32 protein-coding genes are annotated in these 24,649 nt (G+C 63.4%); 18 read left to right on the top strand and 14 right to left on the bottom strand.

All coding sequences use genetic code 11. The annotated features are described in order from the left end of the window. Nucleotides 1-12 precede the first annotated feature (12 nt). The 13 genes from ACFFJ7_RS10280 to ACFFJ7_RS10220 all read left to right on the top strand — a co-directional run bounded on the left by ACFFJ7_RS10280 (nucleotide 13) and on the right by ACFFJ7_RS10220 (nucleotide 10,464). Nucleotides 13-1,188 carry a replication initiator protein A gene (locus ACFFJ7_RS10280; RefSeq protein ID WP_039194769.1) on the top strand — a complete coding sequence of 392 codons (1,176 nt, stop codon included), beginning with the start codon at nucleotides 13-15 and terminating at the stop codon, nucleotides 1,186-1,188. Beyond that, nucleotides 1,185-1,838 carry a ParA family partition ATPase gene (gene parA, locus ACFFJ7_RS10275; RefSeq protein ID WP_012092628.1) on the top strand — a complete coding sequence of 218 codons (654 nt, stop codon included), beginning with the start codon at nucleotides 1,185-1,187 and terminating at the stop codon, nucleotides 1,836-1,838. Before ACFFJ7_RS10280 ends, parA begins: the two co-directional genes overlap by 4 nt. Next, the gene (locus tag ACFFJ7_RS10270) at nucleotides 1,835-2,578 is read left to right on the top strand and encodes a DNA-methyltransferase (protein WP_012092629.1); all 744 of its coding nucleotides are present in this window, start codon (nucleotides 1,835-1,837) and stop codon (nucleotides 2,576-2,578) included. The genes parA and ACFFJ7_RS10270 overlap by 4 nt, the downstream gene beginning before the upstream one ends. Beyond that, nucleotides 2,575-2,829, top strand: a complete 255-nt coding sequence (locus tag ACFFJ7_RS10265) for a hypothetical protein (protein WP_066816300.1) — start codon at nucleotides 2,575-2,577, stop codon at nucleotides 2,827-2,829. Before ACFFJ7_RS10270 ends, ACFFJ7_RS10265 begins: the two co-directional genes overlap by 4 nt. Next, the gene (locus tag ACFFJ7_RS10260) at nucleotides 2,826-3,311 is read left to right on the top strand and encodes a DUF2840 domain-containing protein (RefSeq protein WP_012092631.1); all 486 of its coding nucleotides are present in this window, start codon (nucleotides 2,826-2,828) and stop codon (nucleotides 3,309-3,311) included. Before ACFFJ7_RS10265 ends, ACFFJ7_RS10260 begins: the two co-directional genes overlap by 4 nt. Next, nucleotides 3,308-3,853 carry a S26 family signal peptidase gene (locus ACFFJ7_RS10255; RefSeq protein WP_012092632.1) on the top strand — a complete coding sequence of 182 codons (546 nt, stop codon included), beginning with the start codon at nucleotides 3,308-3,310 and terminating at the stop codon, nucleotides 3,851-3,853. The genes ACFFJ7_RS10260 and ACFFJ7_RS10255 overlap by 4 nt, the downstream gene beginning before the upstream one ends. Nucleotides 3,854-3,921: 68 nt before the next feature. After that, on the top strand, nucleotides 3,922-4,257 hold the full coding sequence (locus tag ACFFJ7_RS10250; RefSeq protein ID WP_066816297.1) for a DUF736 domain-containing protein: 336 nt from the start codon (nucleotides 3,922-3,924) through the stop codon (nucleotides 4,255-4,257). Between the two features lie 2 nt (nucleotides 4,258-4,259). Then, entirely contained in the window at nucleotides 4,260-5,024 is a 765-nt protein-coding gene (locus tag ACFFJ7_RS10245) for a lytic transglycosylase domain-containing protein (protein WP_012092634.1), read from the top strand. A 243-nt stretch (nucleotides 5,025-5,267) separates the two neighbouring features. After that, nucleotides 5,268-7,007 carry a relaxase/mobilization nuclease domain-containing protein gene (locus ACFFJ7_RS10240; RefSeq protein ID WP_037092212.1) on the top strand — a complete coding sequence of 580 codons (1,740 nt, stop codon included), beginning with the start codon at nucleotides 5,268-5,270 and terminating at the stop codon, nucleotides 7,005-7,007. 24 nt (nucleotides 7,008-7,031) lie between these two features. Next, nucleotides 7,032-9,017, top strand: coding sequence for a conjugal transfer protein TraG (locus tag ACFFJ7_RS10235; RefSeq protein WP_012092636.1), 1,986 nt, complete (start codon nucleotides 7,032-7,034; stop codon nucleotides 9,015-9,017). Between the two features lie 4 nt (nucleotides 9,018-9,021). Further along, on the top strand, nucleotides 9,022-9,471 hold the full coding sequence (locus ACFFJ7_RS10230; RefSeq protein ID WP_012092637.1) for a ribbon-helix-helix domain-containing protein: 450 nt from the start codon (nucleotides 9,022-9,024) through the stop codon (nucleotides 9,469-9,471). Further along, nucleotides 9,468-9,896, top strand: a complete 429-nt coding sequence (locus ACFFJ7_RS10225; RefSeq protein WP_377592176.1) for an EF-hand domain-containing protein — start codon at nucleotides 9,468-9,470, stop codon at nucleotides 9,894-9,896. The genes ACFFJ7_RS10230 and ACFFJ7_RS10225 overlap by 4 nt, the downstream gene beginning before the upstream one ends. A 91-nt stretch (nucleotides 9,897-9,987) precedes the next feature. After that, nucleotides 9,988-10,464, top strand: coding sequence for a hypothetical protein (locus ACFFJ7_RS10220; protein ID WP_147307258.1), 477 nt, complete (start codon nucleotides 9,988-9,990; stop codon nucleotides 10,462-10,464). A 152-nt stretch (nucleotides 10,465-10,616) separates the two neighbouring features. Here ACFFJ7_RS10220 and ACFFJ7_RS10215 read toward each other — a convergent pair whose 3' ends face one another. From ACFFJ7_RS10215 to ACFFJ7_RS10190, 6 genes are read right to left on the bottom strand one after another with little or no spacing between them, the layout of a single operon-like run. Beyond that, entirely contained in the window at nucleotides 10,617-11,813 is a 1,197-nt protein-coding gene (locus ACFFJ7_RS10215; RefSeq protein WP_049768451.1) for an MFS transporter, read from the bottom strand. 26 nt (nucleotides 11,814-11,839) lie between these two features. Beyond that, entirely contained in the window at nucleotides 11,840-12,556 is a 717-nt protein-coding gene (arsH, locus tag ACFFJ7_RS10210) for an arsenical resistance protein ArsH (RefSeq protein ID WP_377592175.1), read from the bottom strand. Then, nucleotides 12,553-13,641, bottom strand: a complete 1,089-nt coding sequence (arsB, locus tag ACFFJ7_RS10205) for an ACR3 family arsenite efflux transporter (protein ID WP_012092641.1) — start codon at nucleotides 13,639-13,641, stop codon at nucleotides 12,553-12,555. Before arsB ends, arsH begins: the two co-directional genes overlap by 4 nt. Before the next feature lie 27 nt (nucleotides 13,642-13,668). Then, nucleotides 13,669-14,094 (bottom strand): arsenate reductase (glutaredoxin), encoded by a 426-nt coding sequence (arsC, locus tag ACFFJ7_RS10200; RefSeq protein ID WP_012092642.1) that lies wholly within the window; start codon nucleotides 14,092-14,094, stop codon nucleotides 13,669-13,671. An 8-nt stretch (nucleotides 14,095-14,102) separates the two neighbouring features. After that, nucleotides 14,103-14,651 (bottom strand): arsenate reductase ArsC, encoded by a 549-nt coding sequence (locus ACFFJ7_RS10195; protein WP_012092643.1) that lies wholly within the window; start codon nucleotides 14,649-14,651, stop codon nucleotides 14,103-14,105. Beyond that, complete coding sequence (locus tag ACFFJ7_RS10190) at nucleotides 14,644-15,003, bottom strand: ArsR/SmtB family transcription factor (RefSeq protein WP_012092644.1); 360 nt, start codon at nucleotides 15,001-15,003, stop codon at nucleotides 14,644-14,646. Before ACFFJ7_RS10190 ends, ACFFJ7_RS10195 begins: the two co-directional genes overlap by 8 nt. 46 nt (nucleotides 15,004-15,049) lie before the next feature. Between ACFFJ7_RS10190 and ACFFJ7_RS10185 the strand changes: the two genes are divergently transcribed. After that, complete coding sequence (locus ACFFJ7_RS10185) at nucleotides 15,050-15,547, top strand: DUF6428 family protein (protein ID WP_012092645.1); 498 nt, start codon at nucleotides 15,050-15,052, stop codon at nucleotides 15,545-15,547. 105 nt (nucleotides 15,548-15,652) lie between these two features. Here ACFFJ7_RS10185 and lspA read toward each other — a convergent pair whose 3' ends face one another. The 6 genes from lspA to ACFFJ7_RS10155 form a co-directional block, all read right to left on the bottom strand. Then, nucleotides 15,653-16,117: a signal peptidase II gene (gene lspA / locus ACFFJ7_RS10180; protein ID WP_012092646.1), complete on the bottom strand. Its 465-nt coding sequence runs from the start codon at nucleotides 16,115-16,117 to the stop codon at nucleotides 15,653-15,655. 25 nt (nucleotides 16,118-16,142) lie between these two features. Next, nucleotides 16,143-16,886, bottom strand: a complete 744-nt coding sequence (locus ACFFJ7_RS10175) for a cytochrome c biogenesis CcdA family protein (protein WP_012092647.1) — start codon at nucleotides 16,884-16,886, stop codon at nucleotides 16,143-16,145. Continuing rightward, nucleotides 16,886-17,506, bottom strand: coding sequence for an SCO family protein (locus ACFFJ7_RS10170; protein ID WP_012092648.1), 621 nt, complete (start codon nucleotides 17,504-17,506; stop codon nucleotides 16,886-16,888). Before ACFFJ7_RS10170 ends, ACFFJ7_RS10175 begins: the two co-directional genes overlap by 1 nt. After that, the gene (locus ACFFJ7_RS10165) at nucleotides 17,503-18,006 is read right to left on the bottom strand and encodes a copper chaperone PCu(A)C (protein ID WP_028034400.1); all 504 of its coding nucleotides are present in this window, start codon (nucleotides 18,004-18,006) and stop codon (nucleotides 17,503-17,505) included. The genes ACFFJ7_RS10170 and ACFFJ7_RS10165 overlap by 4 nt, the downstream gene beginning before the upstream one ends. After that, entirely contained in the window at nucleotides 17,999-18,616 is a 618-nt protein-coding gene (locus ACFFJ7_RS10160; RefSeq protein ID WP_012092650.1) for a cation efflux transmembrane domain-containing protein, read from the bottom strand. The genes ACFFJ7_RS10165 and ACFFJ7_RS10160 overlap by 8 nt, the downstream gene beginning before the upstream one ends. A 66-nt stretch (nucleotides 18,617-18,682) precedes the next feature. Then, nucleotides 18,683-20,815, bottom strand: coding sequence for a heavy metal translocating P-type ATPase (locus ACFFJ7_RS10155; protein ID WP_028034401.1), 2,133 nt, complete (start codon nucleotides 20,813-20,815; stop codon nucleotides 18,683-18,685). A gap of 66 nt (nucleotides 20,816-20,881) precedes the next feature. Between ACFFJ7_RS10155 and ACFFJ7_RS10150 the strand changes: the two genes are divergently transcribed. After that, nucleotides 20,882-21,298 (top strand): MerR family transcriptional regulator, encoded by a 417-nt coding sequence (locus ACFFJ7_RS10150; RefSeq protein WP_012092652.1) that lies wholly within the window; start codon nucleotides 20,882-20,884, stop codon nucleotides 21,296-21,298. Nucleotides 21,299-21,305: 7 nt separating this feature from the next. Here ACFFJ7_RS10150 and ACFFJ7_RS10145 read toward each other — a convergent pair whose 3' ends face one another. Further along, nucleotides 21,306-22,241 carry a bile acid:sodium symporter family protein gene (locus tag ACFFJ7_RS10145; protein WP_012092653.1) on the bottom strand — a complete coding sequence of 312 codons (936 nt, stop codon included), beginning with the start codon at nucleotides 22,239-22,241 and terminating at the stop codon, nucleotides 21,306-21,308. 8 nt (nucleotides 22,242-22,249) lie between these two features. After that, complete coding sequence (locus ACFFJ7_RS10140; protein ID WP_012092654.1) at nucleotides 22,250-22,615, bottom strand: ArsR/SmtB family transcription factor; 366 nt, start codon at nucleotides 22,613-22,615, stop codon at nucleotides 22,250-22,252. A gap of 428 nt (nucleotides 22,616-23,043) precedes the next feature. On the opposite strand from ACFFJ7_RS10140, the gene trbB reads away from it, so the two are divergent. From trbB to ACFFJ7_RS10125, 3 genes are read left to right on the top strand one after another with little or no spacing between them, the layout of a single operon-like run. Continuing rightward, the gene (gene trbB / locus ACFFJ7_RS10135) at nucleotides 23,044-24,042 is read left to right on the top strand and encodes a P-type conjugative transfer ATPase TrbB (RefSeq protein ID WP_012092655.1); all 999 of its coding nucleotides are present in this window, start codon (nucleotides 23,044-23,046) and stop codon (nucleotides 24,040-24,042) included. Further along, complete coding sequence (locus ACFFJ7_RS10130) at nucleotides 24,039-24,368, top strand: TrbC/VirB2 family type IV secretion system protein (RefSeq protein ID WP_012092656.1); 330 nt, start codon at nucleotides 24,039-24,041, stop codon at nucleotides 24,366-24,368. The genes trbB and ACFFJ7_RS10130 overlap by 4 nt, the downstream gene beginning before the upstream one ends. Beyond that, nucleotides 24,368-24,649, top strand: a complete 282-nt coding sequence (locus tag ACFFJ7_RS10125; protein WP_012092657.1) for a VirB3 family type IV secretion system protein — start codon at nucleotides 24,368-24,370, stop codon at nucleotides 24,647-24,649. Before ACFFJ7_RS10130 ends, ACFFJ7_RS10125 begins: the two co-directional genes overlap by 1 nt.

Below are 24,649 nucleotides of genomic sequence, written 5' to 3'. Positions count from 1 at the left end.
CCGGTTCCCTTCATGACGGTGCGACGCCGATCCCTTTCTGAGCGCGGGCAGCTCGACCTGTTCCGGGCGCTCCCCGGCGACTTCGCGCCACGAGACGCGCAGGATCTCATGGCCTATCCCTTCTTCTCCCTCGCCAAGTCGAAGCGCATCGCGCCCATCGACTTCGCTGCCGGCAGCGTGACCATCCGGGTCGAGGCGGTTCCCGATCATGGCATGGCCACGATCTGGGACGCCGACATCCTGATCTGGGCCGCGAGCCAGATCGTCGAAGCCCGCGATGCCGGGCTTCGCACCTCCCGGCTGATGGCCGCCACGCCCTATGAGATTCTCACCTATGTCGGGCGCGGCACGTCGCTTCGCGACTACCAGCGGCTGAAGGCGGCGCTCGACCGGCTGCAATCGACCACGATTTCCACCTCGATCCGCCAGCCGACCGAAGGCCGCCGTCATCGTTTCTCGTGGATCAACGAATGGCAGGAGCGCACCGACCGCAACGGCCGACCCGACGGCATCGAGATGATCGTGCCGGACTGGTTCTACCAAGCCGTCCTCGACGATGCGCTCGTGCTGACCATCGACCGGACCTATTTCGATCTCACCGGCGGCCTCGACCGCTGGCTCTACCGCCTGGTGCGCAAGCACGGCGGCCGCCAGCGCGATGGCTGGCGGTTCGATTTCCGTCACCTTCACCAGAAATCCGGCAGCCTGTCGCCGTTCAAGCGCTTCGCCTTCGAGCTGCGCGACATCATCCGGCGCCAGCCTCTGCCGGGCTATTCGCTGTTTCTCGAAGCTGAGGTTGGCGGGCGGATGCTGCTGGCCTTCGAGCCGGTCGCGCCCTGTGGAAAACCTGTGGATGGCCTCGTGCTATCAGGAACCCGGACTATCGTGCTATCGGGAACCGGAGGCTCGTGCTATCAGGAACCGAAACCGGGCTTAACACCCGGAACCCATTCAGGAAATCGCGCCCTTAACTTAGAGTCTAACAAAGAGTCTAACTTTGAAGAGCGCGCGCGCGATGTGGAAAACCTCATCCGCGACACCGCCAGAAGCCTTGGTAGAGCCGCTAAGAAGAGGGCATCCGACGCCCCGGCATCGCCTCGACCGGCATCTGATCGAGGCGCAACCGAGGCTCCTGAATCTGCAGAAAGACCCCGCCTGCCTCTCGATCTGCCGGGGGGGTGCAAATGATCATCGCGCTCCTCAACCAGAAGGGCGGTGTCGGCAAGACGACGCTGGCGCTGCATCTTGCCGGTGAACTGGCTCAGGGTGGCAAGCGCGTCACCCTGATCGACGCCGATCCGCAAGGCTCCGCCCTCGACTGGTCGCAACAACGCGCGCGTGAGGGCCTGCCACGCGCCTTCGGCACCGTTGGCCTGGCCCGCGACACGCTGCATCGCGAAGCGCCCGAACTCGCCCGCGATGTCGATCGCATCGTCATCGACGGGCCACCGCGCGTCGCCGGCCTCATGCGCTCCGCGCTGCTCGCCGCCGATCTCGTGCTGATCCCGGTGCAGCCATCGCCGTTCGACGGCTGGGCTTCGGCGGAGATGCTCGCCCTCCTGGCGGAGGCGCGCATCTACCGGCCCCAGCTCGTTGCCCGCTTCGTGCTCAACCGCTGCGGTGCCCGCACCGTCATCGCCCGCGAGACCGCCGAGACGCTGGCGGACCACGATCCTCCCGTGCTCACCAGCGCCATCGGCCAGCGCGTCGTCTTCGCCGACGCCGCGCAGACCGGGCGGCTCGTCCGCGAGATCGGGCGCCGATCACCCGCCGCGCGCGAGATTGCCGCCCTGGCCGCCGAGATCGGCCTGCTGGGGATCGGGAGGGTATCGGCATGACGATCCTTACCGGCGACTGCCGCGAAGAAATGCCCTGGCACGCACCCTACGACATGATCATCGCCGATCCGCCCTATGGCGACACTTCGCTCGCCTGGGATCGGCGCGTCGAGGGCTGGGTCGTGCTGGCGCGCGCCGCCCTCAGGCCGACCGGCTCGCTCTGGGTCTTCGGCTCGCTGCGCAGCTTCATGGCGACCGCCGACCGCTTCACTGACGCCGGCTTGCGGATCGCGCAGGAGATCGTCTGGGAAAAGCAGAACGGCACCGGCTTTCATGCCGACCGCTTCAAGCGGGTGCATGAACTGGCCGTCCAGTTCTATCCCGCCGAGACCGCTTGGCGTGACATCTACAACGACGTCCAGACCACGCCCGACGCGACGGCCCGCACGGTGCGGCGCAAGCAGCGCCCGCCCCATACCGGCCAGATCGACGCCGGCCATTATGTCAGCCATGACGGCGGGCCGCGCCTCATGCGCTCGGTCATCTACCTGCGCAACTGCCACGGCCGCGCCATCCATCCGACCGAAAAGCCGTCGGCGCTCCTGGAGATCCTGATCCGCACGAGCTGCCCCGAAGGCGGCCTGGTCGGCGACTGGTTCGCCGGTTCCGGCGCGGCCGGGGAAGCCTGCCGGCTTTCCGGCCGGCGCTATCTCGGCTGCGAGATCGACCCCGACATGGCCGAGTGCGCGCGGGCGCGCATCGCCACCGTGCTGCCATTCCATGACGGAATTTCGTCATGACGGCGCGCACCGAGAAGCGCAGCTTCGCTACGCGCCCGGCCGATCCCGATAACTGGATCAAGGCGGGCGACGCGCCGCCAAAGCGCACGGATACCGCCGACGCCTATTCGGCGCGGCTGACTGTGGACATCACGCCGGCGCTGCGCGGCCGCATCAAGATCGCGGCCTTCCAGCGCGGCATCACCGTCGCCGACATGCTGCGCGACCTGCTGGCGCGCGAGTTTCCCGACATAGGGGGAGACCGCCCATGATCGGCATCGACGCCCATGACGGCGATCTGACCCGCGCGGAACTGACCTGGGTGGAAGGCAAGACCGAATACTGGATCAGATTCGGCCATGCGACTGGTGAGCAGATCCTCGATCGCAACCGGCGTGTTGTATTCTTCCATCCCGGCACGGTGTTTGCGTTCGTCCGCTGGGCGGCGAACGACCACGGCACGATCATTTCGCGCCTCGACATCCTGCGCGCGGTTGCGCCGGGCCAGTCCTATCAGACGCTGCCCTTCGTCCGTCCAGGCGGCGAAATCCTGCTGAAGATCGAAGGCTGGCCGAAGGTCGAGGCTGTCCTTCGCCATGTCGACGGGATCGAGGCCATAGGTGTCGATCCGGCCCAAGTCGATCCCGATCATTGGCGGCACGTCTCCCACTGGATAAACGCAGGCGAAGCGCCGCGTCCCTACACCGCGGAGCGTCATCAGGCATGGCTCTGGCGGCGGGAGATCGCCCCATGACGCGCTTTCGCTATGTCATGGTGACGACGGTTGCCACGCTCGGGATCGCCTTTGCCGGATTCGTTCCGACTGCGCCAAGGCTGGTCTGGAACGCATCGGCCAGCGTGCCGATCGGGTTCTATACTGTCGCACCCGACGACCGGATCGCGGTGCCCGATCTGGTCGCCGTCATCCCACCCGAACCCTTCGCCTCGTTTATGGTCGAGCGCGGCTACGTCGCACGCGACGTGCCGCTTCTGAAGCACGTTCTCGGCCTGCCCGGACAGCGCCTGTGCCGCGATGGCCGCGCCATTATCGTCGACGGCGTTCCGCTCGGCGAGGCGCGCGACCACGACAGCTTCGGCCGAGACCTGCCGGTCTGGCAGGGCTGTCGCGTCATCGCCGAGGGCGAAGTGTTCCTGATGAACCCGGACGTCGGCGACAGCCTCGACGGCCGCTATTTCGGCCCGTTCCCCGCCTCGGCGGTGATCGGCCACGCGATCCCGCTTTTCACCGACGAAGACGGCGAGGGCCGCTTTGTCTGGCGCGCGCCGATGCGGTGACAGCGCGTCCAGAGCGGGGCCGTTGAGCCGTCCCGCGTCTTCTCCACCGCATAGGAAAGGAGCCTTCCATGGCACAGATCGGCCAGTTTACCCGCACCCCGTCCGGCTATTCCGGGCGACTCCGCACGCTCTCGCTGGACGTCGAGCTGACCTTCACGCCGTCGGAAAATGCGGACGCCGACAAGGCGCCTGCCTATCGCATCCATCTCGGCGATGAGTATGGGCCGGAAGTCGGCGCAGGCTGGAAACATTCCGGCGAGCGCGCGGGACCGTTCGTCTCCGTGCTTCTCGACGATCTAGTTTTCCAGCAGCCGATCCGCGCCCGCCTGTTCCAGTCGGACGAAGACGGCCGCGACTGGGGCTTGCACTGGACCCGCCAAAAGAAGCGCGACGAGCAGGAGTGATCATGGTCACGTCCTGCATCCGTCCCGCCTCGGGGAGATGTGGCGCCCGCCGCCGCATCCTCCTCCTTCTTCTTTCCGGCCTGTTCGTCACAGCCATTGCCCCGCTGCCCGGCCTGGCGCAGATCGCCGTGATGGGTCGTGCCGTCGCCGTGCATCCGCACGGCGCCCATATCGAAGAGGCTTCGCAGCGGTTCGGCATCCCGGCGGCATGGATCATCGCCGTGATGCAGGTCGAAAGCGCGGGCAATATGCACGCCATATCGTCTGCCGGCGCGATGGGGCTGATGCAGGTCATGCCCTCGACTTGGGCGGAGCTGCGCATCCGCCATGCTCTCGGCCGCGACCCCTTCGAGCCGCGCGACAACATCCTCGCGGGCACCGCCTACCTACGCGAGATGTGGGATCGCTACGGCAATGTCGCCGCGATGCTCGCGGCCTACAATGCCGGTCCCGGTCGCTACGATGAATACCGCGCGACGGCTCGTCCGCTGCCTGCCGAGACGCGCGCCTATGTCGCTGCTTTGACGCCGATCCTGCTCGGCGAGCGGCCTTCCGGCAGCGGCTCGACGGTCGCTCCGCCGCCCGACTGGCGCGAGGCGGCGCTCTTCGTCGCGCGTGAAATCGGCGCTTCCGCTGCCGATCCCGCGTCCCCCGACCGCACGCCGGACGATGCCCCTTCGCTCGTCCCGGCGGCACCGGACGCACTCACCGCCTTGCAGTCGGAGGGGCTGTTCGTCGCCCGCGATGCCGGTGGGGACCGGCCATGAGCAGCGGCACCGCAATTCGCATCCCATCGGGCGCTGGCGTGTCATGGAGGGCGCAGAGGGTGGCGGCAGGCACCACGACCGAAAGATGGCGAGATAAAAGGCCGCACGGTGCGGCTGTGGCGGGCGGTTGTTTTTGTTCAGGTTTCCGGCGCGTCCCGCACCGTGCGGCGCTGGCGCGCACCGTGCGCTGCGCGCTCCTCTTCCTGATTTTCCTTGATGATTTGCACCGTGCGGGGGCGCCCCATGTCCGATGACAACGAGTTCCGCATCCGTCCGGGCCGTATCCGCTCGACCCGCGCGCAACAGGCGAGGCCCTTTGTCGCCCAGGCGCTCGCCGCCGCCCAGAAAGCCGGCGGACGCGTCTCGCGCTCCGGCAAGATCACCTCGGGCAACCGCTCACGCTTCGGGCGCGGTCAGCGCGCCAGCATCCAGGCCAACCGGCTTCTCACCGGACGCTCGCGCATCGCCGTCATCAAGACCCGCGTGGTTCGCCAAACGGCACGCTCGGCTCCGCTCGGCGCACACCTTAATTATCTGCGCCGCGATGGCGTGACCCGCGACGGGGAAAAGGCGCGGATGTTCGGCCCGGAAAGGGACGACATGGATGTCGGCGCTTTCGCGGAAAAGTGCCAGGACGACAGGCATCATTTCCGCTTCATCGTCTCGCCCGAAGACGCGGTGGACATGGCCAATCTGAAGGATCACGCCCGCGAGCTGATGGGGCAGATGGAGAAGGATCTCGGCACGCGCCTCGATTGGGTCGCCGTCGATCACTGGAACACCGACAATCCCCATATCCATATCATCCTGCGCGGCCGCACCGACGATGGCCAGGACCTGGTGATTTCCCGCGACTACATCAAGGAGGGCATGCGCGCCCGTGCGCAGGATCTGGTCACGCAGGAACTCGGGCCCCGCACCGATCTGGAGATCCACCGCAATCTGGAGCGGCAGGTCGAGGCGGAACGCTGGACGCAGCTCGACCGGCAGCTTGTGCGCGACGCCGGCAAGTCCGGCATCATCGACCTTGCCCCGCTTCCCGACCGCCAGCCGGACGAGTTTCATACTCTGAAGGTGGGGCGGCTGCGAACCCTTGAAATCCGCGGGCTTGCCGAAGAGATCGGCCTCTCGCAATGGTTCATCAAGCCCGAAGCCGAAGCGGTCCTGCGTGAACTGGGCGAGCGCGGCGACATCATCAAGCGCATGCACCGTGCCCTGACCGAACGCGGCATCGAACGCGGCTCGGCCAGCTATGTCCTCGCCGGCGAAAGCCTTGACGTTCCCGTCATCGGCCGCCTGGTCGAGCGCGGCCTCGACGACGAGTTGAAGGGCACCGCTTATGCCGTGGTCGACGGCACCGACGGGCGGACCCATCACATCAAGCTGCCGCATCTCGACGCCGCCGGCGACAGTCCGCCCGGTTCCATCGTCGAGTTGCGATCCTGGGAGGACCCGCAGGGGCAGCGCCGCGTCGCGCTCGCCGTCCGCGCCGATCTCGATCTTGGTGCGCAAGTCGGCGCCTCGGGCGCGACCTGGCTCGACCGGCAGGCCATCGCCCGCGATCCGATCGCGCTGTCGGACAGCGGTTTCGGCGCTGAGGTCCGTCAGGCTCTGGACGAACGCGCTGAACATCTGATCGGCGAGGGCTTTGCCGAGCGGCAGGGCGGTCGCGTCGTCTTCGCGCGCCGGCTGCTCAGCACCTTGCGCCAACGCGAACTCGACAACCTCGGCGAGAAGCTCGCAACCGAGACCGGCATGTCCTTCGAGCGCGCAGCCAGCGGCGAATATGTCGCCGGCTCCTATCGCCAGCGTTTCGCGCTCGCCTCCGGCCGCTTCGCCATGATCGACGACGGCCTCGGCTTCCAGCTCGTGCCCTGGTCGCCCTCTCTCGAAAAACAGATCGGCCGTCACGTCTCCGGCGTAGCCCGCGATGATGGCGGCGTAGATTGGGACTTCGGGCGCAAGCGCTCCCTCGGCCTTTAGCCTCAACCAGAAAGGACCATCGCAATGTCCGCGACCAAGATCCTCTGGGGACAGATCACCATCGTCTTCCTCATCATCCTCGCCACCACCTGGGGCGCGACCCAGTATGTCGCCTCGAGCCTCGGTTATCAGGCGCAACTCGGGCCGCCCTGGTTCGTGATGTTCGGCGTGCCGATCTATTATCCGCCCGCGATCTTCTGGTGGTGGTATTTCTACGAAGCCTATGCGCCGCCGATCTTCGCCAAGGGCGGGATCATCGCGGCATCGGGCGGCTTCATCGCCATTGCCGTCGCCATCGGCATGTCGGTCTGGCGGGCGCGCGAGGCGAAAAACGTCGCCACCTATGGCTCGGCGCGATGGGCCGGGAAAGGAGAGATCAAGGCGGCGGGCCTGCTCGATCCCGATGGTGTTGTTCTCGGCCGTTACGAGAAGGACTATCTACGCCATGACGGGCCGGAGCATGTCCTGTGCTTTGCCCCGACACGTTCGGGCAAAGGCGTCGGCCTCGTCGTCCCGTCGCTGCTGACCTGGCCGGGGTCGGCCATCGTCCACGACATCAAGGGTGAGAACTGGCAGCTCACCTCCGGCTTCCGCTCGCAGCACGGCCGCGTGCTGCTCTTCGACCCGACCAACCCGAAATCCTCGGCCTACAATCCGCTGCTGGAAGTGCGCCGCGGCGAGTGGGAGGTGCGCGACGTCCAGAACATCGCCGACATCCTCGTCGATCCGGAAGGCAGTCTCGACAAGCGCAACCATTGGGAAAAGACCAGCCATTCGCTGCTGGTGGGCGCCATCCTGCATGTGCTTTACGCCGAACCCGACAAGACCCTGGCAGGTGTGGCCAAATTCCTGTCCGATCCGAAGCGCCCGGTGGATTCCACGTTGCGCGCCATGATGAAGACCGCGCATCTGGGCGAAGCGGGGCCGCACCCGGTCGTTGCCAGCGCCGCGCGCGAGCTGCGCAACAAGTCCGAGAACGAGCGCAGCGGCGTGTTGTCGACGGCGATGTCGTTTCTCGGCCTGTATCGCGATCCGGTCGTGGCCGAAGTCACACGCCGCTCCGACTGGCGCATCAGCGATATTGTGGGAGGCGATCAGCCGGTCACGCTTTACCTCGTCGTGCCGCCCTCCGACATCAACCGCACCAAGCCGCTGATGCGATTGCTGCTCAATCAGATCGGCCGTCGCCTGACCGAAGACCTGCAGGCGAACGCCGGGCGGCATCGGCTCCTTCTGATGCTGGACGAGTTTCCGGCGCTGGGCAGGCTCGATTTCTTCGAGACCGCGCTGGCTTTCATGGCCGGCTACGGTCTGAAATCATTCCTGATCGCGCAGTCGCTGAACCAGATCGAGAAAGCCTACGGGCCGAACAACTCGATCCTCGACAACTGCCATGTCCGCGTCAGCTTCGCCACCAACGACGAGCGCACGGCGAAACGGGTGTCGGATGCGCTCGGCACCGCCACCGAGATGAAGGCGATGAAGAACTATGCCGGCCATCGCCTGTCGCCCTGGCTCGGGCACCTTATGGTCTCGCGCTCGGAAACCGCGCGCCAGTTGCTGACGCCGGGCGAGATCATGCAGCTTCCCCCACATGAGGAGATCGTCATGGTGGCGGGCATCCCCCCGATCCGGGCGACGAAGGCGCGCTATTACGAGGACGCCCGGTTTCGCGAGCGCGTTCTGTCACCGCCTGAATTGAAAGGTCCCGAAGAAACGCGGCCCGACGACTGGACCAAGCTTCCGATCCCGGCGCGACCGGAAGGCGCCACGGATCACGGCGACCAGAGAACCAATGACGAAGATCCGACCGAATCCGAACGCCGATTGCAGCCTGAACTCAGCCGCGTAAAGCCCGTGGAGAAGAAAAAGCCCCTCGAGAACGAATTCGAGATCGCGCCGCCCGATGAAGTTGAGGAAGAGGCCATGCAAAATCGGCGCATGATCCGCCAGGTGCAGGGCATTGCCCGGCAGGTTGCCATGGACCCGAACGACGGCATGGAGCTGTAGCGCCATGGCCAATCTCCGGAAGAAGAAAAAACTCACCGTCTATCTGGACCCCGATGTCGAAAAAGCCCTGACCGAGTTTGCCGCGCGGCGGGACCGGTCGCAGTCGATGATCGGCGAGGCGGCCATCGCCTCATTCCTGTCTCCCGACGATGCCGAACGCCGAGAGGCGATAATCGCCAAGCGCCTCGATCGACTCGATCGCCGCATGGACCGGCTTGAACGAGACGTCGGCATCGCCGTCGAAAGCCTGGCGGTCTTCATCCGCTTCTGGGTCAACACCACACCGGCCTTGCCTGAGCCGGCGGCAAAGGCCGCGAAGGCCAAATCAGCGGAGCGATACGAGGCGTTCATCACCGCGCTCGGTCGCCGCCTCGCACAGGGACCGAAGCTGCGGCAGGAGGTGTCGGAGGATGTGACGGATCAGAGAGTTGAATTTGGCCGCCTTAGTCGTTGACACGAGTTCCCGCTCCCGGTTGGCTGAGCAGTAACAAGGATCCGCCGGAAGCGGCCTTCGCGACTGTCGCGGTCTTTGGGATTTTCGCGAATTATCCTAAGGTGATGGCTGTATATTCACTCGACTTTGGAGGAACAGCCTTGAGACTTGCCATTGCCAGCCTGTTCGCCATCGGTCTCGCCGTCCCTGCCTTCGCCCAGACGGAACCGCCCGCAGATTTTGACGAAGCCGCATGGCAGGCCGAATGGGACGCGGGCGACACGGATGGCGACGGCAAGCTGAGCCGGGAAGAGGCGAAAGCCGGGAATCCGAACATGACCGATGAAGTCTTCGACCAGATCGACACCGATGGCGACGGTTTCATCAGCCCCGCGGAAGACAAGGCCGCGCTCTTCGAAGCACACGGCAAAACCACAAATGAATAGGGTATGGGCGGGGGCTTTTGGCGCAACGGTGTTTGTCGCGGCAGCATCCGTGGCAGGCGCGGAGGCGCCCACGTCCGCCAGACCGGCCGGGTTGCCTGAGAACTATGTTCCTGAAATCCCCTCGCATGAGATGGAGCCGGACACCGGCCCGCTTTCGGCCGCCCTACAGGAGCGTTTCCGCGACCGTATCGCCGGTATCTTCATCGAGCGCGAGCCCGATTTCCATGTCGTCGTCAGGCTAACGGGAGACCGGGATGCGGGCACGCTTCAGTACCAATTGGGCGAAGATCGGGTGCGTGTCGAAGTCCTGACAGGCGCATCCCATACCGTCGATCAACTGGTCGCCGCGTTGGATGACCGCCAGATGATTACGCGCGTTCTTCCCGATGGCTACGGCGGATATGTCGATGAGCGCACCGGATATGTGGTTCTTACGGTTCTCCCCGGAACAGAGCTTGCCGGTGGCAGCGAAGCATCCCTTTCGGCTGCTTTGGGCGTGCCGATCCGCATCATCGAAGGGGAACCCGCTACAATCGGTCCAGCACCACAGCAGCGGGAAGAGCGGTAATCCATTGCGGCCCGGATTCCGGGCCGCGACGTGTCGCAAAAATCAGTCGCACAATTTTGACTTTCGCACGCGACATTTGCGACAGAAATTCCCCTGAAAATTCAACGTTGGCCTGACCTGCTACAAAAATCAGGGATCTTCGTGACGGCTTCTCAAAACTTATCGTTGCTTCCCGCTTCTCCTTTGATCGGCCCCCATAACAGCGCGACGAGGGCGAGATTGGCGATGGCGAGAGCTGCCAGCGCCACAAGAGTTTGATCGGTGCCCCCGACCGAAAGCAGGATCGCACCCACGGTTGGGCCGGCAGCTTGGGCGACGAGACTGGGCCGGGCAAGCCGCCCCATGATCGGCGCATAGCGGGAAGGTCCGAACAGGGCGAGCGGGAGCGCACCCTTGGCGATCGAGAAGATGCCATTGCCGGCCCCGTAGAGGATGAGCGACAGGCCGATGATGAGAAAACCTGCCGCGAGCATCGTCACCCCTGCCGCGCTCAGGACGGAGGCGGCCGCGAGTGTCCAGAAGGGATGATGCCTCCCCCCGCTCGCCATTTCGCCAATTCGGCCGGCGACTTGGGCCGGGCCTATCAGCGCGCCGAGGGCTACAGCTTCGCCCAGCGACAGCCCGCGTTGCTGCAACAGGGTCAGCAGATGCACCGATATGATGGTGACGCCCAATCCGGCCAGCACCACGATCGCCATCATGATCAGATAGGCCCGGCGCTCATGGTCGCGCAGCTTGATCGCAGGAGCTTGGTCTTTGCCACCGATCGGCCTGGGCTTGCCGTTGCTCGGAAGGACCAGCAGCACGAGCGGCAGGCAGATCGCGAGATGAATGCCGGCATAGGCCATGCAGGCCCCGCGCCATCCCAGATGCTCCAGAAACAAGGCCGAGAGCGGCCAGCAGACCGTGCTTGCGAAGCCGCCCCACAAGGTCAGTGTAGTGATGGCGGATCGCGCGGAACGGCCATAATAGCCCCCGAGCGTGGCAAATGCCGCATCATAAAGGCCGGCCCCCATGCCGATACCGAGCACGATCCATCCGGCGACGAATACCCATAGGGACGGCGCAGCCGCAAGGATGACGAGGCCGGCAGCGAACAGCAGGCAAGCCAGAGCAAGGATGGGACGCCCGCCGTGCTGGCCAATGGCGTCACCCACGCGCGGGGAAACGACGCCGGCCGCGAGCAGGCCAATGGAGAGAGCGCCGACGATCCATGAAAGCGGCCAACCCGTATCGGCCGCGATCGGGGCGGCGAGAACGGCGAGCAGGTAATAGGAGCTGCCCCATGCAAATATCTGTACGATGCCGAGCGCGGAGATGACGGGCCACCTTCTCGCGTCGGGAGACAGGCCCGTTTGAGCCGGCAGGTTTGTCGTCACCGGACGCGCTTGAGCGCCATACGCTCTTCCAGCTTTCGGGCGGTTTCCTTGCGCTCGCTGTAGCGGTCGGTGAGGTAAGGAGCGACGTCGCGGGTCAGAAGCGTGAACTTCACCAGTTCCTCCATCACATCGACCACCCGGTCGTAATAGGATGAAGGCTTCATTCGACCCGCTTCGTCGAACTCCTGATATGCCTTGGCGACCGAGGACTGGTTGGGGATGGTGATCATCCGCATCCAGCGGCCGAGGACGCGAAGTTGGTTGACGGCGTTGAAACTCTGCGAGCCGCCAGAGACTTGCATCACGGCCAATGTGCGGCCCTGGGTGGGGCGAACTGCGCCAACCGCGAGCGGTATCCAGTCGATTTGCGCCTTGAGGACTCCGCTCATGGCACCGTGACGTTCGGGGCTGGTCCAGACCTGCCCTTCGGACCATTCCGAAAGTTTCCGAAGCTCCTGCACCTTCGGATGATCAACGGGCGCACCATCAGGCAGCGGCAGGCCGTGCGGATCGAACACACGGGTTTCCGCGCCGAAGTGGTTGAGGAGCCGTTCGGCTTCGAGCGTGAGCAGCTTGCTATAGGAGCGTTCACGCAACGAGCCGTAGAGCAGGAGAATGCGCGGCGGATGAGCAGAGGGCGTCGTTCGTAGGCGTTCAGCCGATGGGCTGTCGAGCACCGCGCGGACCACATTAGGAAGGTCGGAAACCGTCATGGCTTGGCCTCGGCCGGAACGGCAACGGGCGTCCCTTTCTCGGGAAACCACTTCGCGCCGAGCCTGAGCGCGACATGAACGAGCAGGATCAGTGCGGGCACTTCCACGAGCGGGCCGATGACGGCGGCGAAGGCCACCGGCGATGCGAGACCGAATGCCGCGATGGCGACCGCGATGGCCAACTCGAAATTATTGCCGGCAGCGGTGAAGGCGATGGCCGTGGTGCGCGGATAATCCGCCTCGATCAGCCGGCCCATCGCGAAGCTGATGAGGAACTGGATGACGAAATAAAGCGCCAGGGGAATGGCTATGCGCAGGACATCGAGAGGCAGCGACACCACGTCCGCGCCCTTGAGGCTGAACATGGCGACAATGGTGAACAGCAGCGCGGCTAGCGTTATGGGGCTGATGCGCGGCAGAAATTCGTGCTCATACCAGCCCGCGCCTTTGCGAGCGATGAGGATGCGGCGCGTCAGGAACCCGGCGAGGAAGGGAATGCCGAGATAGATCAGCACCGCTTCGGTAATGGTCCAGAAGCTCACGTCTATGACGCTGCCCTCAAGGCCGAAGAGGGGTGGCAAGACGGAAAGGAAAAACCACGCATAGGTGGAGAAGAACAGAATCTGGAATATCGAGTTGAAGGCAACCAGACCGGCGACATATTGATTGTCGCCGCGCGCGAGTTGGTTCCAGACCAGCACCATAGCGATGCAGCGGGCGAGTCCGATCAGGATCAGTCCTGTCATGTATTCCGGGTGGTCGCGCAGGAAGATCACGGCCAGCGCGAACATCAGCGTCGGGCCGATGATCCAGTTTTGTACCAGCGAAAGGATCAGCACTCGCTTGTCGGAAAAGACCCGGTGCAGTTCTTCGTAGCGCACCTTGGCGAGCGGCGGATACATCATCAGGATCAGGCCGATGGCGATCGGTATGTTGGTGGTGCCGACCGACATGGCGTTGAGAGCTTCCGGCAAGCCGGTGAATATCGTGCCCAGCACGACGCCGAGTGCCATCGCGGCGAAAATCCACACCGTCAGATAGCGGTCGAGGAAACCAAGGCGGGAAGCTGGCTTGAGGGAAGCCATCAGTATTCTCCAATCGCAGGCTGAAAGTCAGGCGGAAGCAACGCGCCGTCCATGTTCGTCAATGATCCGCTCGCCATCCTCTTTGACGAACTCGCCCCGTTGTGGGGGCAGCAGATCAAGAACGGCTTCGGACGGTCGGCAGAGCTTGACCCCTTGGGGGGTGACGACGAGGGGGCGATTGATGAGGATCGGGTGCGCCATCATGGCGTCGAGCAATGCGTCATCGCTCAATTCTGGATCGCCAAGGCCGAGGTCGGCATAGGGCGTTCCTTTCTCCCGCAAGATCGAGCGGGCCGTCAGGCTGGCGCGCTCGATGAGTTGCGCGAGCAGCGCCCGTGAGGGCGGGGTTTTCAGATATTCGATGATATGCGGCTCGACGCCGGAATTGCGGATCAGGCCGAGCGTATTGCGCGAGGTGCCGCAATCGGGATTGTGGTAGACAATGACATCCATGGATTGCCTCACGCCGCGCCAGAGCGGGGCGAGGCTGCCCCTTCGGATTGACCGATTTCGTTGAGCTTCATATTGAGCGATGATTTATCGAGGCTGGCGACGGGCAAGGCCACGAAGACCGAAATCCGGGTTTTCATGTAGCGAAACGCCGTGACAAAAGCCGCCATGCGCTGAATCTCGGTGCCCTCGACGGTGGCGGGGTCTTCGATACCCCAATGCGCGGTCATCGGCTGGCCCGGCCAGACCGGACAGGCTTCGCCGGCCGCGTTGTCGCAGACGGTGAACACGAAATCCATCACCGGCGCGTCGGGGCCGGAGAATTCTTCCCATCCTTTCGATCGGAAGCCTTCAGCCGGGTAGTCGTAGCTTTCGAGTACCTTCAGGGCGAGCGGGTTCACTTCGCCTTTGGGCTGGCTTCCAGCCGAATAGGCCCGGAAGCGACCCGCACCATCCTTGTTCAAGATGCTTTCGGCAAGGATCGAGCGGGCGGAATTTCCGGTGCAAAGAAACAGCACGTTGAAGATTCTATCGGAGTGATTGGCCATAGGCTCAGGCATGGGTGACGCCTTTCGTCGGTTTGCAGCAGGACAGCGCGGCGACTGCCGGGTTGCACACGTCCGGGTGGCCTTGGCAGCAATCGCGCATGAGAAATTCGAGCAGGCCGGACAGCGCCGGATAGGAGGCGCTGTAGATGATCGAGCGCCCGTCGCGCCGCGACTCGATGAGGTCGGCTTGTTCAAGGTGGCTCAGGTGGAAGGACATGCGCGACGACGATGCGCCGTCCATCGCTTCCCCGATCGCGCCGGCCGGCATCCCTTCCGGGCCGGCCGTCACCAGCAGGCGCACGATGCGCAGCCGGGTTTCCTGCGAGAGCGCCGCGAAGGCAGAGAGGGCTTGCTTTTCGTTCATGTATGCCTCAACATCTCAAGAGTAGTTGAATCATGGATACACGGACATGAACGCTTACGCCAGCCCCTTAATCACAGAATTTCCTGATGTTGCCTCGCTCGGGGCGATCCTCGATATTTTGGAGGGCCATGCCGACAAGGTTCTTGTGCTCGCCTATGGCGACGGGCAGCAGGTGCAGGCCGGCTATCACATCACGGAGGTCAAGGCCGGTTCCTTCGTCACGCTCGATTGCGGCGGCAATCCCGATGCGTGGCGGGAGACGGTCTTGCAGGTCGAGGATATTCCCCCGACCGAAGGCAGCATGCCGATGACCGTCGCCAAGTTCCGGTCAATCTTGGGAAAGGTCGGCAGCAGGGTCCAGCTTGACACGGACGCGCGGTTGACATGGGAGGTGAGCCGGCCCGGTGAGCCGATGCAGGTCTATGACGGGGCCGGAATCGAGATCGAGAAAGACCGGACGATTGTGCGTCTCAGCCCGCGCCCCGCAATCTGCAAGCCGAGGCATCGCGCGCAGCAGACGAGAGCGTCTGCCTGCTGCGGCTAAGCCCGCCCGAGCCATTGCCATGTCGCACTACTTCTAAAGCCCGCTACGTTGCAGGTTCCGGGAATTTTGCGGCGATAGTTTCGGATAGCTGGCGAGGACTTCTGTTCATGCAGCCTTTGTTTTGCCTCGTGCCAGAACGCTCTCCACCAGCAAAAGCCCGACCCCACAGACAATCGCCACGTCGGCAAGGTTGAAGGCGGGCCAATGATAGCTGCCAATGTAAAAATCCAGGAAATCCGCCACCGCACCCTGCCGCAGCCGGTCGAGCAGATTGCCGAGCGCCCCCCCAACCACGAGCCCGAGGGCGGATGCCGTCAGGCGGCTGTCGCTTCGATGGATCCAGACAAGGAGGCCAGCGACTATAGCGAGCGTGAACGCCATCAGGAGCCAAGCCGGCGCCTGGCCGAACAATCCGAAGCTCACGCCGGTATTGAAGCCGAGCACGAGATTAAAGAAGCCGGTGACGGGGATGACCTGAGGCGGGTTCATAACATGGTTCAGGACCCACCACTTCGTCGCCTGATCAAGGAAAAATCCGCCAAGGGCGATGGGAAGGCCGAGCCTGAGCATGTCCAAATGTCCTTTAAACTCCGGCTTAGCCGATCCGGCCGAGGGCCGGGAAAGTCTGGAGCAGCCATATCGCAAAGCTGGTTAGATGGCCGGTGATCATGGCGATGCCCATCACCACCATCACCCCACCAGCGACGATTTTGAGCACCCGGCCAGTACGGCGCATCGACATCATCCGCGCCATGAACCCGCGCATGAACAAAGCGGCCAAGATGAAAGGGAGGCCAAGGCCGAGCGAGTAGACGGCGAGCAGCGTCGTTCCGCTTGCGACCGTGGCGTTGGCGGCGGACAGGGTCAGAATCGCGCCCAGCACTGGTCCGATGCAGGGAGTCCAGCCGAACGCGAAAGCGAGACCGAGGAGATAAGCCGCGCCGGCGCTTCCGCTGCCCGGATTGGCATGGAACCGCGCTTCACGATTGAGCCAGGGCATTGGTACGAGGCCTGTCGTGAACAGACCGAAGAGGACGACGATTACGCCTCCGATCAGGTTCGCTTCGAAAAGATACATGCGCAGGAGCCGGCTCAACACGGTTGCGCTGGCCCCAAGGAGGACGAACACGGTCGTAAAGCCGAGCACGAAGCAGAGGCTGAGGCCGAGAGTTCGGCTTGCCGCCTTGAATTCGGCATCGGCCGCAGTGCCATCCGGGCTAATCGTGCGGCCTGCGACGTAGGAGATATAGCCCGGCACCAGCGGAAGGACGCAGGGCGACAGGAAGGATACGACACCTGCGGCGAAAGCCGTCGCTATTCCGATACTGGAGAACTCCATCAGCCAATCTCGCCCGCCAGGCGGCGGAGCTTCTGCAATCGAATCTCACGCGGCTCGTGCATGTCGAGCGTGCCGACGAATTGGCTCTCGGCATCCATCAGGTAAACGCCGGCGGTATGATCCATTGTGTATTCGCCCCCTTCCAGAGGCACTTTTCGCGCATAGGCCGCAAAGGCCTTCACCACAGCGTCCGTTTCCTGTCGATTTCCCCGCAGTGCGAGGATGCGGTTATCAAAGGCTGTCATGTACTGAGCCAGCAATTCTTGTGTGTCCCGTTCGGGATCGACGGTGAAGAACAGGACGTTGAACTGGTCGGCCACCGGCCCGAGCTCGTTCATGAGATCGCTCAGTTCATAGAGCGTCGTCGGGCACACATCGGGACAATGGGTGAAGCCGAAGAAGGCGAGATAAGGCTTTCCGGCCAGCGCAGCATTGTCGATCGTTTCGCCTCGATGGGATGTGAGCTGGAACGGGCCGCCGATGGCTGCCGTGCCTGTCGAGGACGCGACCGCCACGGTTTGCTGTTGCCAAGGCTTGGATACGGACAGGCCGATGAAAAGCCCGCCGACAGCGGCGACGGCAACCCATGCAACAAGGCGGAAAAGTTTGACGCCGCTCATTGGACAGCCTCTCCGTGTCCGTCATGTTCGTTCGCAGATTCCGGACGAGCGCCCATGTTCTGCACAACGAACTCAACGTCGATCGCACCGGCCTGCTCGAACACAAGAGTCGCGGCAAACCGCTCCCCATCCTTCAAAGGGCGCGATGGCTTCAAGAACATGATGTGCATACCGCCAGGTTGAAGCTCGACGGTCTCGCCAGCTCCAATTTCGATGCCATTTTGCACAGGCCTCATGCTGGCAACCCCATCGCTCACGGTCGACTCATGGATTTCCACCCGGTCTGACAGAGGTGATGAGATTGAAACCAGGCGATCGGCCATATCGCCATCGTTTGTCAGCGTCAGATAGCCGCCGGCTACCGGCGTGACCGGCGGAGTCGCGCGTGACCACGGGTGATTGATGGTGATCGAACCAGCTTGGAAGTCGTGACCCACAGCAGGAGAGATCGACACTGCAAGGGCAAGGAAGGCGGCGGATAGGGCTCGCAAACTAGTCATGTTCCTTTTCTCCTTTTCCAGCTTCGCCGGCCTTCTCAAGGATTTCGAAGCCGCTTCTGACAACGACTACAACCACACCCAAGCCAATGATCAGATCCGGATAAGGCGAATTGAAAAGAATTACTGCAAGACCAGAAACAGCGATCGCCGAGTTCACGAGCATATCGTTTGTCGTGAATATCCATGAGGCTTGCAGATGCACGCCACTTTCCCGATGTGATTTCAGGAACCACATGCAGATCATATTCGTAAGCGCGCTCGCGATTGCCACGGCGATCATGACCGGCCCGATCGGATCGGAGCCAGTGAAGAAGCGTCGGCCAACCTCAAACAGAAGCAAACCGGCGAATACTATCAGGAGCATACCCGACAGCCGCGCAACGCGAACCTTCGCCGCCAAACCGCGACCTACGACGAAAAGGCTGATGGCGTAGACACCGGCATCGCCAAGATTATCGAGTGCAGAGCCCATCAATCCTGTTGACTGAGCCCACCAACCTAATCCTCCCACAATGGCTGCCTGGGCAGTATTAATCGCAAGTACCCATGCGAGCGCCCATTGTTCGCTCTTCTCGGATGAATTGGCACTGCCCTGGGACTGATTACTCATAAATTATACCTCGGCTTTCTTGGCGAGAAGTGGAAGCCGCGACCTGCATGTGCGCACTGTTCAAGCTCATTTGTCGCGGGTGCCGCGCCAGGTCAGCAGGCGCAGCGCATTGGCCGTAACGAGGACAGTAGCGCCCGTATCGGCGAGGATGGCCATCCAGAGCGTGGTAATGCCGAATAGAGTCGTCACGAGGAAGACAGCCTTCAGACCAAGCGCTATTGCGATGTTCTGCCAGATATTGCCGAGCGTCGCCTGCGACAATCCGATGAGATCAGCGATACCCGTCACCCGGTTTCTGAGCAGCGCGGCATCAGCGGTTTCCAGCGCGACGTCGGTGCCCGCACCCATGGCAACGCCAACGGAGGCAGCAGCGAGCGCCGGAGCGTCGTTGATACCGTCTCCCACCATGGCAATCGGTCCATCAGCCCTGAGGCGGCCGATCTCGGCGAGCTTGGCGTCGGGCAGAAGTTCGGCGCTCGCCTCAAGGCCGAGATGAGCCGCAATGGCGTCGGCCGTGCGCTTGTTGTCGCCGGTCAGCATCAGAGGGCGCACGCCGCGATCTGTCAGCCGCTTCACACCTTCGATAGCGTCGTCGCGCGGCTCGTCGCGCAAGGCGATCAATCCCTCGATGGTCTTGCCCTTGATGAGCACGACGACCGTCTTGCCCTGGCTCTCCAGCCCGGTGATCGTGTCAACGATGCTCTCTTCGAGGCCCGTTTGTTCGGCGGCGTGACGGGGAGACCCGACCGAAGCGAAGCCGTCCTTCAACCGCGCTGTGACCGCTTTGCCGGGTGTGGCAACGCCGCCCCCGAAGGTGGCGGGCAGTTCGAGCCCCCGCACCTTTGCCGCCTCCACGATTGCAATCCCGAGAGGATGGCTGGTGCTGCGCTCGACGGCCGCCGCGATGGCAAGGACGGAGTTCTCATCACCATTGATCGGCACAATGTCCGTCACCTGGGGGTGGCCACGCGTCAGCGTTCCCGTCTTGTCGAAGGCAACGGTTACGACCTTGCCAAGTGTTTCCAGCGTCGCGCCGCCCTTGATCAACAGTCCCTGACGCGCACCGGCGGCAAGACCCGAAGCAATAGCCGCCGGTGTGGAAATCACGAGCGCGCAGGGACAAGCAATCAGCAACGTCGCGAGACCCCGATACACCCATGTCATCCAGTCACCGCCGAAGGCGAGCGGCGGCACGACAACGATCAGAGCCGCGACGACCATCGCGCCCGGCGTGTACCAGCGGCTGAAACGGTCGATCATACGCGCCGTCGGGGCCTTTGATTCCTGGGCTTCCTCGACCATGTGGATGATACGGGCGATGGTGTTGTCGGCCGCGACATGGCTGATCGACACCCGCAACTCGCCATTTGCATTGATGCTGCCGGCATAGACGTTTGCGCCGGCTTCTTTCAGCACGGGCACGGATTCGCCTGTCACCGGGGCCTCATCGACCTCAGAAACGCCGTCAATCACCGTGCCGTCAGACGGCACACGGTCACCAGGCCGAACAACGACAACATCACCGACGGCCAGATCTTCTGCGGCGACCTTCTCAACAACACCATCACGCTCGCGGAACGCGGCCCGAGGCACGAGATCGATCAGTGCTTCAATGCCAGCGCGCGCACGGCCGGCCGCCACGGTTTCAAGCAATTCGCCCACTGCGAACAGAAAGATCACGACAGCAGCTTCTTCGGCCTCGCCGATGGCGACCGCGCCGAGTGCCGCGACCGTCATCAGCGTCTCGATGGTGAAGGGGGAGCCGGACATCGCGCCGGCGACCGCCCGCCTCGCGAACGGGATGATGCTGATCAATGCAGCGCCCGAGTATAGCCATTGCTCCGATTCGGGCAGGACACGCGCGAGGGCGAAGGCAAGGATGAACAACGCGCCGGTAAGGAGCACAAGCCGACCCTTGCTGCCTTTCCACCACGCCTCCGTGCTGCGTTTCCGAGGTGGGCTCGCCTTTGCCTCGGTCTGCTCGATCACTGGTGTGTAGCCGAGCGCTCGGATCTTTTGCTCAATGGTGCCGAGAGCCGTACGGTCCTCATCCAGTTGCAATGCGAGCGTCTCGTTGGCGTAGCTGACATGAATGTCGCTAACGCCCGGCAGGCGTTGCATCACCGTTTCAATTTTCAACGCGCAGGAGGCGCAGTCCATGCCTTCTACACGCAGTCTGTAAGGGCTCGCTGCCGCCATGATGTCACCTCGACTTTCCCGATGTGACATTGTAGATAGACCCTGTAGTAACTATAGGGTCAAGAGATGAACGACAGAATTCTGATGATCGGCCAATTGGCTAGACGAACGGGGACCAAGGTCGAGACGATCCGGTTCTACGAGAAGAACGGTCTCCTGCCCGCACCCTCGCGTACCGATGGCAACTACCGTGCATATGAGCCGGGCCACCTCAACCGCCTCAGCTTCATCAGGCGTGCGCGCGAGCTTGGTTTCTCGCTCGATCAGATCAGGGAGTTTCTCAAGCTGGCCGACGATCGTTCGCAGTCCTGCGCGGCGATTGATGCGATTGCAAAGGAGCACCGGAAGGAAGTCGAGCGAAAAATCGAAGACCTAACTGCGCTCAAGTCGGAACTGGACAGGATGATAGACCAGTGTGGATGCGGGCTGGTCGCAGATTGTAGGATAATAGAGAGCCTGTCTCCGCTGCCAGCCAGAACCTAATGACTGCTCACCGCAGCGCCGGGCCTCTCGATGCCAAAATCTTTGCGGCGATCGGTGACGTAATCATCTGGATCACAGCGAAGAAGGCGGCAGGCACGGCGATTTCCGAGGGCAACCCGGACGCCGCTACGAACGCCGCCGCAATGGAGAACTCCTTTTTGCTCACCGTGAACAGGTAGGCGATCAGCTCTTGCCGGTCGGCCACAAAGACTTTTGCGATGGACCCGACCGCATAGCCGATCAGGTTCAGCGTGAGCGCGGCCAGCGCGATTAGGAGGGCGAACCAGCCATAGCCGAGGATTGTTTCGGCGTTTGGACCCACGACCGCCAGAAGCAGGAGCAGGTAGAGCACCGAACCAAGAGAGGGATAGAGGCCATCGTGTCGGCCGACCGCTTCCGGGTATCGCGTGCGTAGGTAGACCCCGATCACGGTCGGCAGCACCACGATCAGCACTAATTCCATGATGATCGCCCCGATGGGAACTTGCAGCTCGATTCCGGTGAGAAGCAGGAACAGGATCGGCACGATGAAGGGCGAAAGCACTGTGTTGACCGCATTGAGGACCGCCGCGAGGGCGACATTGCCGCGTGCGAGCAGGACCAGCAACGGAGCGGAAACGTCAGTCGGCAGAGTGCCGACAAGGGTTTGACCGGCGGCCAGCGGCCCAGAGCCGAAGAACAGCCGCCCGGTGAGCCATCCGGCGAGCGACATGGGACCATAGACGAGGCCAAGCGCCCAAAGCTGCCGGCTCGGCTTCCGGAAAACCAGCTTCACGGCGTGAGCGTCGAATGTCAGGCTGATGACCAGCATCAGCAATGCCAGAAGCGGGCTTATGCCGCTTTCAAGGACCATGCCGAGCGAAGGGACGAGCAGGCCAAGCGCGGCCGTTACAACGGCCAGCAGCAGGAGATTGTTTTCAACAAAGGCGAGGGCTTTCTGCATCGGCAGTCCTATTCGCAGCGGATCGTACCGGTTGGGCGGCCCTCGCATTTCGCGAACAGGGCAATCGCTTGATCGCAATATTTGCAGTGACCTTGGCAGCAGTCGTGCATGAGGAAGGCGACGAGATCGGAGAGCGCCGGCCAGTTGGCGCTGTAGATGATCGACTTGCCATCTCGCCGCCCCTGCACGAGTCCGGCACGCTCCAGTTCCTTGAGATGGAAGGAGACGCGCGACGGCGGCGCATCATCGAGCGCGCCGGCGATGGCACCAGCGGCCATGCCGTCAGCCCCCGCGACGACCAACATGCGGATTATCCGCAAGCGGTCCTTGTGAGAGAGCGCGGCGAAGCCCGCGAGCGCGTCGTTTTCGTCCATATCATTTCAACGTTTCATGTTTTGTTGAAATTATTGCTTATAGATGGAGCGCGCGCGCCTCAATCTCGCGCAATTCCTGAAACCCGCAATAGATCGGCTGCACCCGGAAAGTCGCGGCTATTCGTTTCACAAGACTTTATCGCAAGTGCTAAGCCACTTGCGACATGATTTCCGAGAGCGGACCACCTGGGGCGAACGTCGGCTCGGTCCCGGCGAGGCGGCCTGACGCCACGGGCCGGTCGAATCAGTCGAGAGCATGCCGGTGTGCCTGCAGATCATCCGACTGGTCAGGCACACCGCCGTTCTCCTGTAATTTTATCCCACACTACTACGACGACCGAAACTTGTTGAAACGACCTGTTTTGTGTCTCTTTTAGTGATCCCCATCCGGGGATCGTCTCTCGCCTCCCCGGTGGAACGGGGACGAGATGCCAGGCATCAACCACAAACAGGCAAATGTGGACCGCGGCGCGCGCATGCTCCGGACAGCGCTCGGGCCTGCCATCTCAACCCTGCTGCAAGACCCGTCTGTCGTCGAGGTCATGCTGAACCCGGACGGACGCATCTGGGTGGACCGGCTGTCCGAAGGGTTGGCCGATACGGGCGAAATACTGTCCGCCGCTGACGGTGAGCGCATCGTGCGGCTGGTCGCCCACCATGTCGGCGTCGAAGTCCATGCGCGCAGCCCGCGCGTCTCGGCCGAACTGCCCGAAACCGGCGAGCGCTTCGAGGGGTTGCTGCCGCCGGTCGTGTCCGCACCCGCCTTCGCCATCCGCAAGCCCGCGGTCGCAGTATTCACGCTAGACGACTATGTGGCCGCCGGCATCATGTCCGCCGATCAGGCGGAAACGCTCCGCGCGGCCGTCGCGTCCCGCGCCAACATCCTTGTCGCAGGCGGCACGTCCACCGGTAAAACGACGCTGACCAATGCGCTGCTCGCCGAGGTGGCGAAGACGCAGGATCGGGTCGTCATCATCGAGGACACCCGCGAACTGCAATGCGCAGCGTCGAATCTCGTGGCGATGCGCACCAAGGATGGTGTCGCCACCTTGTCGGAACTGGTGCGGTCTTCGCTGCGCCTGCGTCCGGACCGCATTCCGATCGGTGAGGTGCGCGGCGCCGAGGCGCTCGATCTCCTCAAAGCCTGGGGCACCGGCCATCCGGGCGGCATCGGCACCATCCATGCTGGTTCCGGCATCGGCGCCCTGCGCCGCCTCGAACAACTCATCCAGGAAGCCGTCGTCACTGTGCCGCGCGCGATGATCGCGGAGACCATCGACCTCGTGGCCGTCCTCGCTGGCCGCGGCTCCGCGCGCCGGCTGGCCGAACTTGCCTGCGTCGAAGGGCTCGGCCCCGACGGCGATTACCGGATTTCCCTCGCTTTTCCCGACACCTCAATCCCTCACGTTCCAGGAGAACCTGCATGATCCGTTGCGCCGTTCGTATCCGTCATCATCTGGCGACCGCCGCCGCCTTCACCTGGGCGAGCCTGATGACTGCCCCCGCCCAAGCGTCTGGCTCCTCCATGCCCTGGGAAGCGCCGCTGCAATCCATCCTTGAATCCGTCGAAGGCCCGGTGGCCAAGATCGTGGCAGTGATCATCATCATCGTCACCGGCCTGACGCTCGCATTCGGCGATACCGGCGGCGGCTTCCGTCGCCTCATCCAGATCGTCTTCGGTATCTCCATCGCCTTCGCGGCGTCCAGCTTCTTCCTCTCGTTCTTCAGCTTCGGCGGCGGAGCGCTGGTCTGATGGCGGTGAGTTTCGAGGCGCTCGACGCGGTTCCGGGATTCAGTGTGCCGGTTCACCGCGCCCTGACCGAACCGATCCTGCTTGGCGGAGCGCCACGCTCCGTCGCGATCCTCAATGGCACGCTGGCCGGAGCCGTGGGCCTCGGCCTCCAGCTCTGGCTGGCCGGCATCCTGATCTGGGCCGTCGGTCACATCGCCGCCGTCTGGGCCGCCAAGCGCGATCCGCTCTTCGTCGAGGTCGCGCGCCGCCACCTCCGCATCCCCGGTCATCTTTCGGTGTGA

It is taken from the genome of Pseudochelatococcus lubricantis (assembly GCF_042432495.1).
Classification (GTDB): Bacteria; Pseudomonadota; Alphaproteobacteria; order Rhizobiales; family Beijerinckiaceae; genus Pseudochelatococcus; species Pseudochelatococcus lubricantis.
Note: the sequence above shows the minus strand (reverse complement) of the source record. Positions and strands in the feature narration are given on the sequence as shown.

Coding starts and splice junctions, on each gene's coding strand:
- ACFFJ7_RS10185 (WP_012092645.1), top strand. CDS start 15,050: ATGAACGCTTACGCCAGCCCCTTAATCACAGAATTTCCTGATGTTGCC.
- ACFFJ7_RS10130 (WP_012092656.1), top strand. CDS start 24,039: ATGATCCGTTGCGCCGTTCGTATCCGTCATCATCTGGCGACCGCCGCC.
- ACFFJ7_RS10240 (WP_037092212.1), top strand. CDS start 5,268: ATGTCCGATGACAACGAGTTCCGCATCCGTCCGGGCCGTATCCGCTCG.
- ACFFJ7_RS10190 (WP_012092644.1), bottom strand. CDS start 15,003: ATGAACGAAAAGCAAGCCCTCTCTGCCTTCGCGGCGCTCTCGCAGGAA.
- ACFFJ7_RS10280 (WP_039194769.1), top strand. CDS start 13: ATGACGGTGCGACGCCGATCCCTTTCTGAGCGCGGGCAGCTCGACCTG.
- ACFFJ7_RS10145 (WP_012092653.1), bottom strand. CDS start 22,241: ATGCAGAAAGCCCTCGCCTTTGTTGAAAACAATCTCCTGCTGCTGGCC.
- ACFFJ7_RS10165 (WP_028034400.1), bottom strand. CDS start 18,006: ATGACTAGTTTGCGAGCCCTATCCGCCGCCTTCCTTGCCCTTGCAGTG.
- ACFFJ7_RS10155 (WP_028034401.1), bottom strand. CDS start 20,815: ATGGCGGCAGCGAGCCCTTACAGACTGCGTGTAGAAGGCATGGACTGC.
- ACFFJ7_RS10255 (WP_012092632.1), top strand. CDS start 3,308: ATGACGCGCTTTCGCTATGTCATGGTGACGACGGTTGCCACGCTCGGG.
- ACFFJ7_RS10140 (WP_012092654.1), bottom strand. CDS start 22,615: ATGGACGAAAACGACGCGCTCGCGGGCTTCGCCGCGCTCTCTCACAAG.
- ACFFJ7_RS10245 (WP_012092634.1), top strand. CDS start 4,260: ATGGTCACGTCCTGCATCCGTCCCGCCTCGGGGAGATGTGGCGCCCGC.
- ACFFJ7_RS10230 (WP_012092637.1), top strand. CDS start 9,022: ATGGCCAATCTCCGGAAGAAGAAAAAACTCACCGTCTATCTGGACCCC.
- ACFFJ7_RS10170 (WP_012092648.1), bottom strand. CDS start 17,506: ATGAGCGGCGTCAAACTTTTCCGCCTTGTTGCATGGGTTGCCGTCGCC.
- ACFFJ7_RS10195 (WP_012092643.1), bottom strand. CDS start 14,651: ATGCCTGAGCCTATGGCCAATCACTCCGATAGAATCTTCAACGTGCTG.
- ACFFJ7_RS10160 (WP_012092650.1), bottom strand. CDS start 18,616: ATGAGTAATCAGTCCCAGGGCAGTGCCAATTCATCCGAGAAGAGCGAA.
- arsC (WP_012092642.1), bottom strand. CDS start 14,094: ATGGATGTCATTGTCTACCACAATCCCGATTGCGGCACCTCGCGCAAT.
- trbB (WP_012092655.1), top strand. CDS start 23,044: ATGCCAGGCATCAACCACAAACAGGCAAATGTGGACCGCGGCGCGCGC.
- ACFFJ7_RS10125 (WP_012092657.1), top strand. CDS start 24,368: ATGGCGGTGAGTTTCGAGGCGCTCGACGCGGTTCCGGGATTCAGTGTG.
- lspA (WP_012092646.1), bottom strand. CDS start 16,117: ATGCTCAGGCTCGGCCTTCCCATCGCCCTTGGCGGATTTTTCCTTGAT.
- arsH (WP_377592175.1), bottom strand. CDS start 12,556: ATGACGGTTTCCGACCTTCCTAATGTGGTCCGCGCGGTGCTCGACAGC.
- ACFFJ7_RS10235 (WP_012092636.1), top strand. CDS start 7,032: ATGTCCGCGACCAAGATCCTCTGGGGACAGATCACCATCGTCTTCCTC.
- ACFFJ7_RS10270 (WP_012092629.1), top strand. CDS start 1,835: ATGACGATCCTTACCGGCGACTGCCGCGAAGAAATGCCCTGGCACGCA.
- ACFFJ7_RS10150 (WP_012092652.1), top strand. CDS start 20,882: ATGAACGACAGAATTCTGATGATCGGCCAATTGGCTAGACGAACGGGG.
- ACFFJ7_RS10250 (WP_066816297.1), top strand. CDS start 3,922: ATGGCACAGATCGGCCAGTTTACCCGCACCCCGTCCGGCTATTCCGGG.
- ACFFJ7_RS10260 (WP_012092631.1), top strand. CDS start 2,826: ATGATCGGCATCGACGCCCATGACGGCGATCTGACCCGCGCGGAACTG.
- ACFFJ7_RS10175 (WP_012092647.1), bottom strand. CDS start 16,886: ATGGAGTTCTCCAGTATCGGAATAGCGACGGCTTTCGCCGCAGGTGTC.
- parA (WP_012092628.1), top strand. CDS start 1,185: ATGATCATCGCGCTCCTCAACCAGAAGGGCGGTGTCGGCAAGACGACG.
- arsB (WP_012092641.1), bottom strand. CDS start 13,641: ATGGCTTCCCTCAAGCCAGCTTCCCGCCTTGGTTTCCTCGACCGCTAT.
- ACFFJ7_RS10265 (WP_066816300.1), top strand. CDS start 2,575: ATGACGGCGCGCACCGAGAAGCGCAGCTTCGCTACGCGCCCGGCCGAT.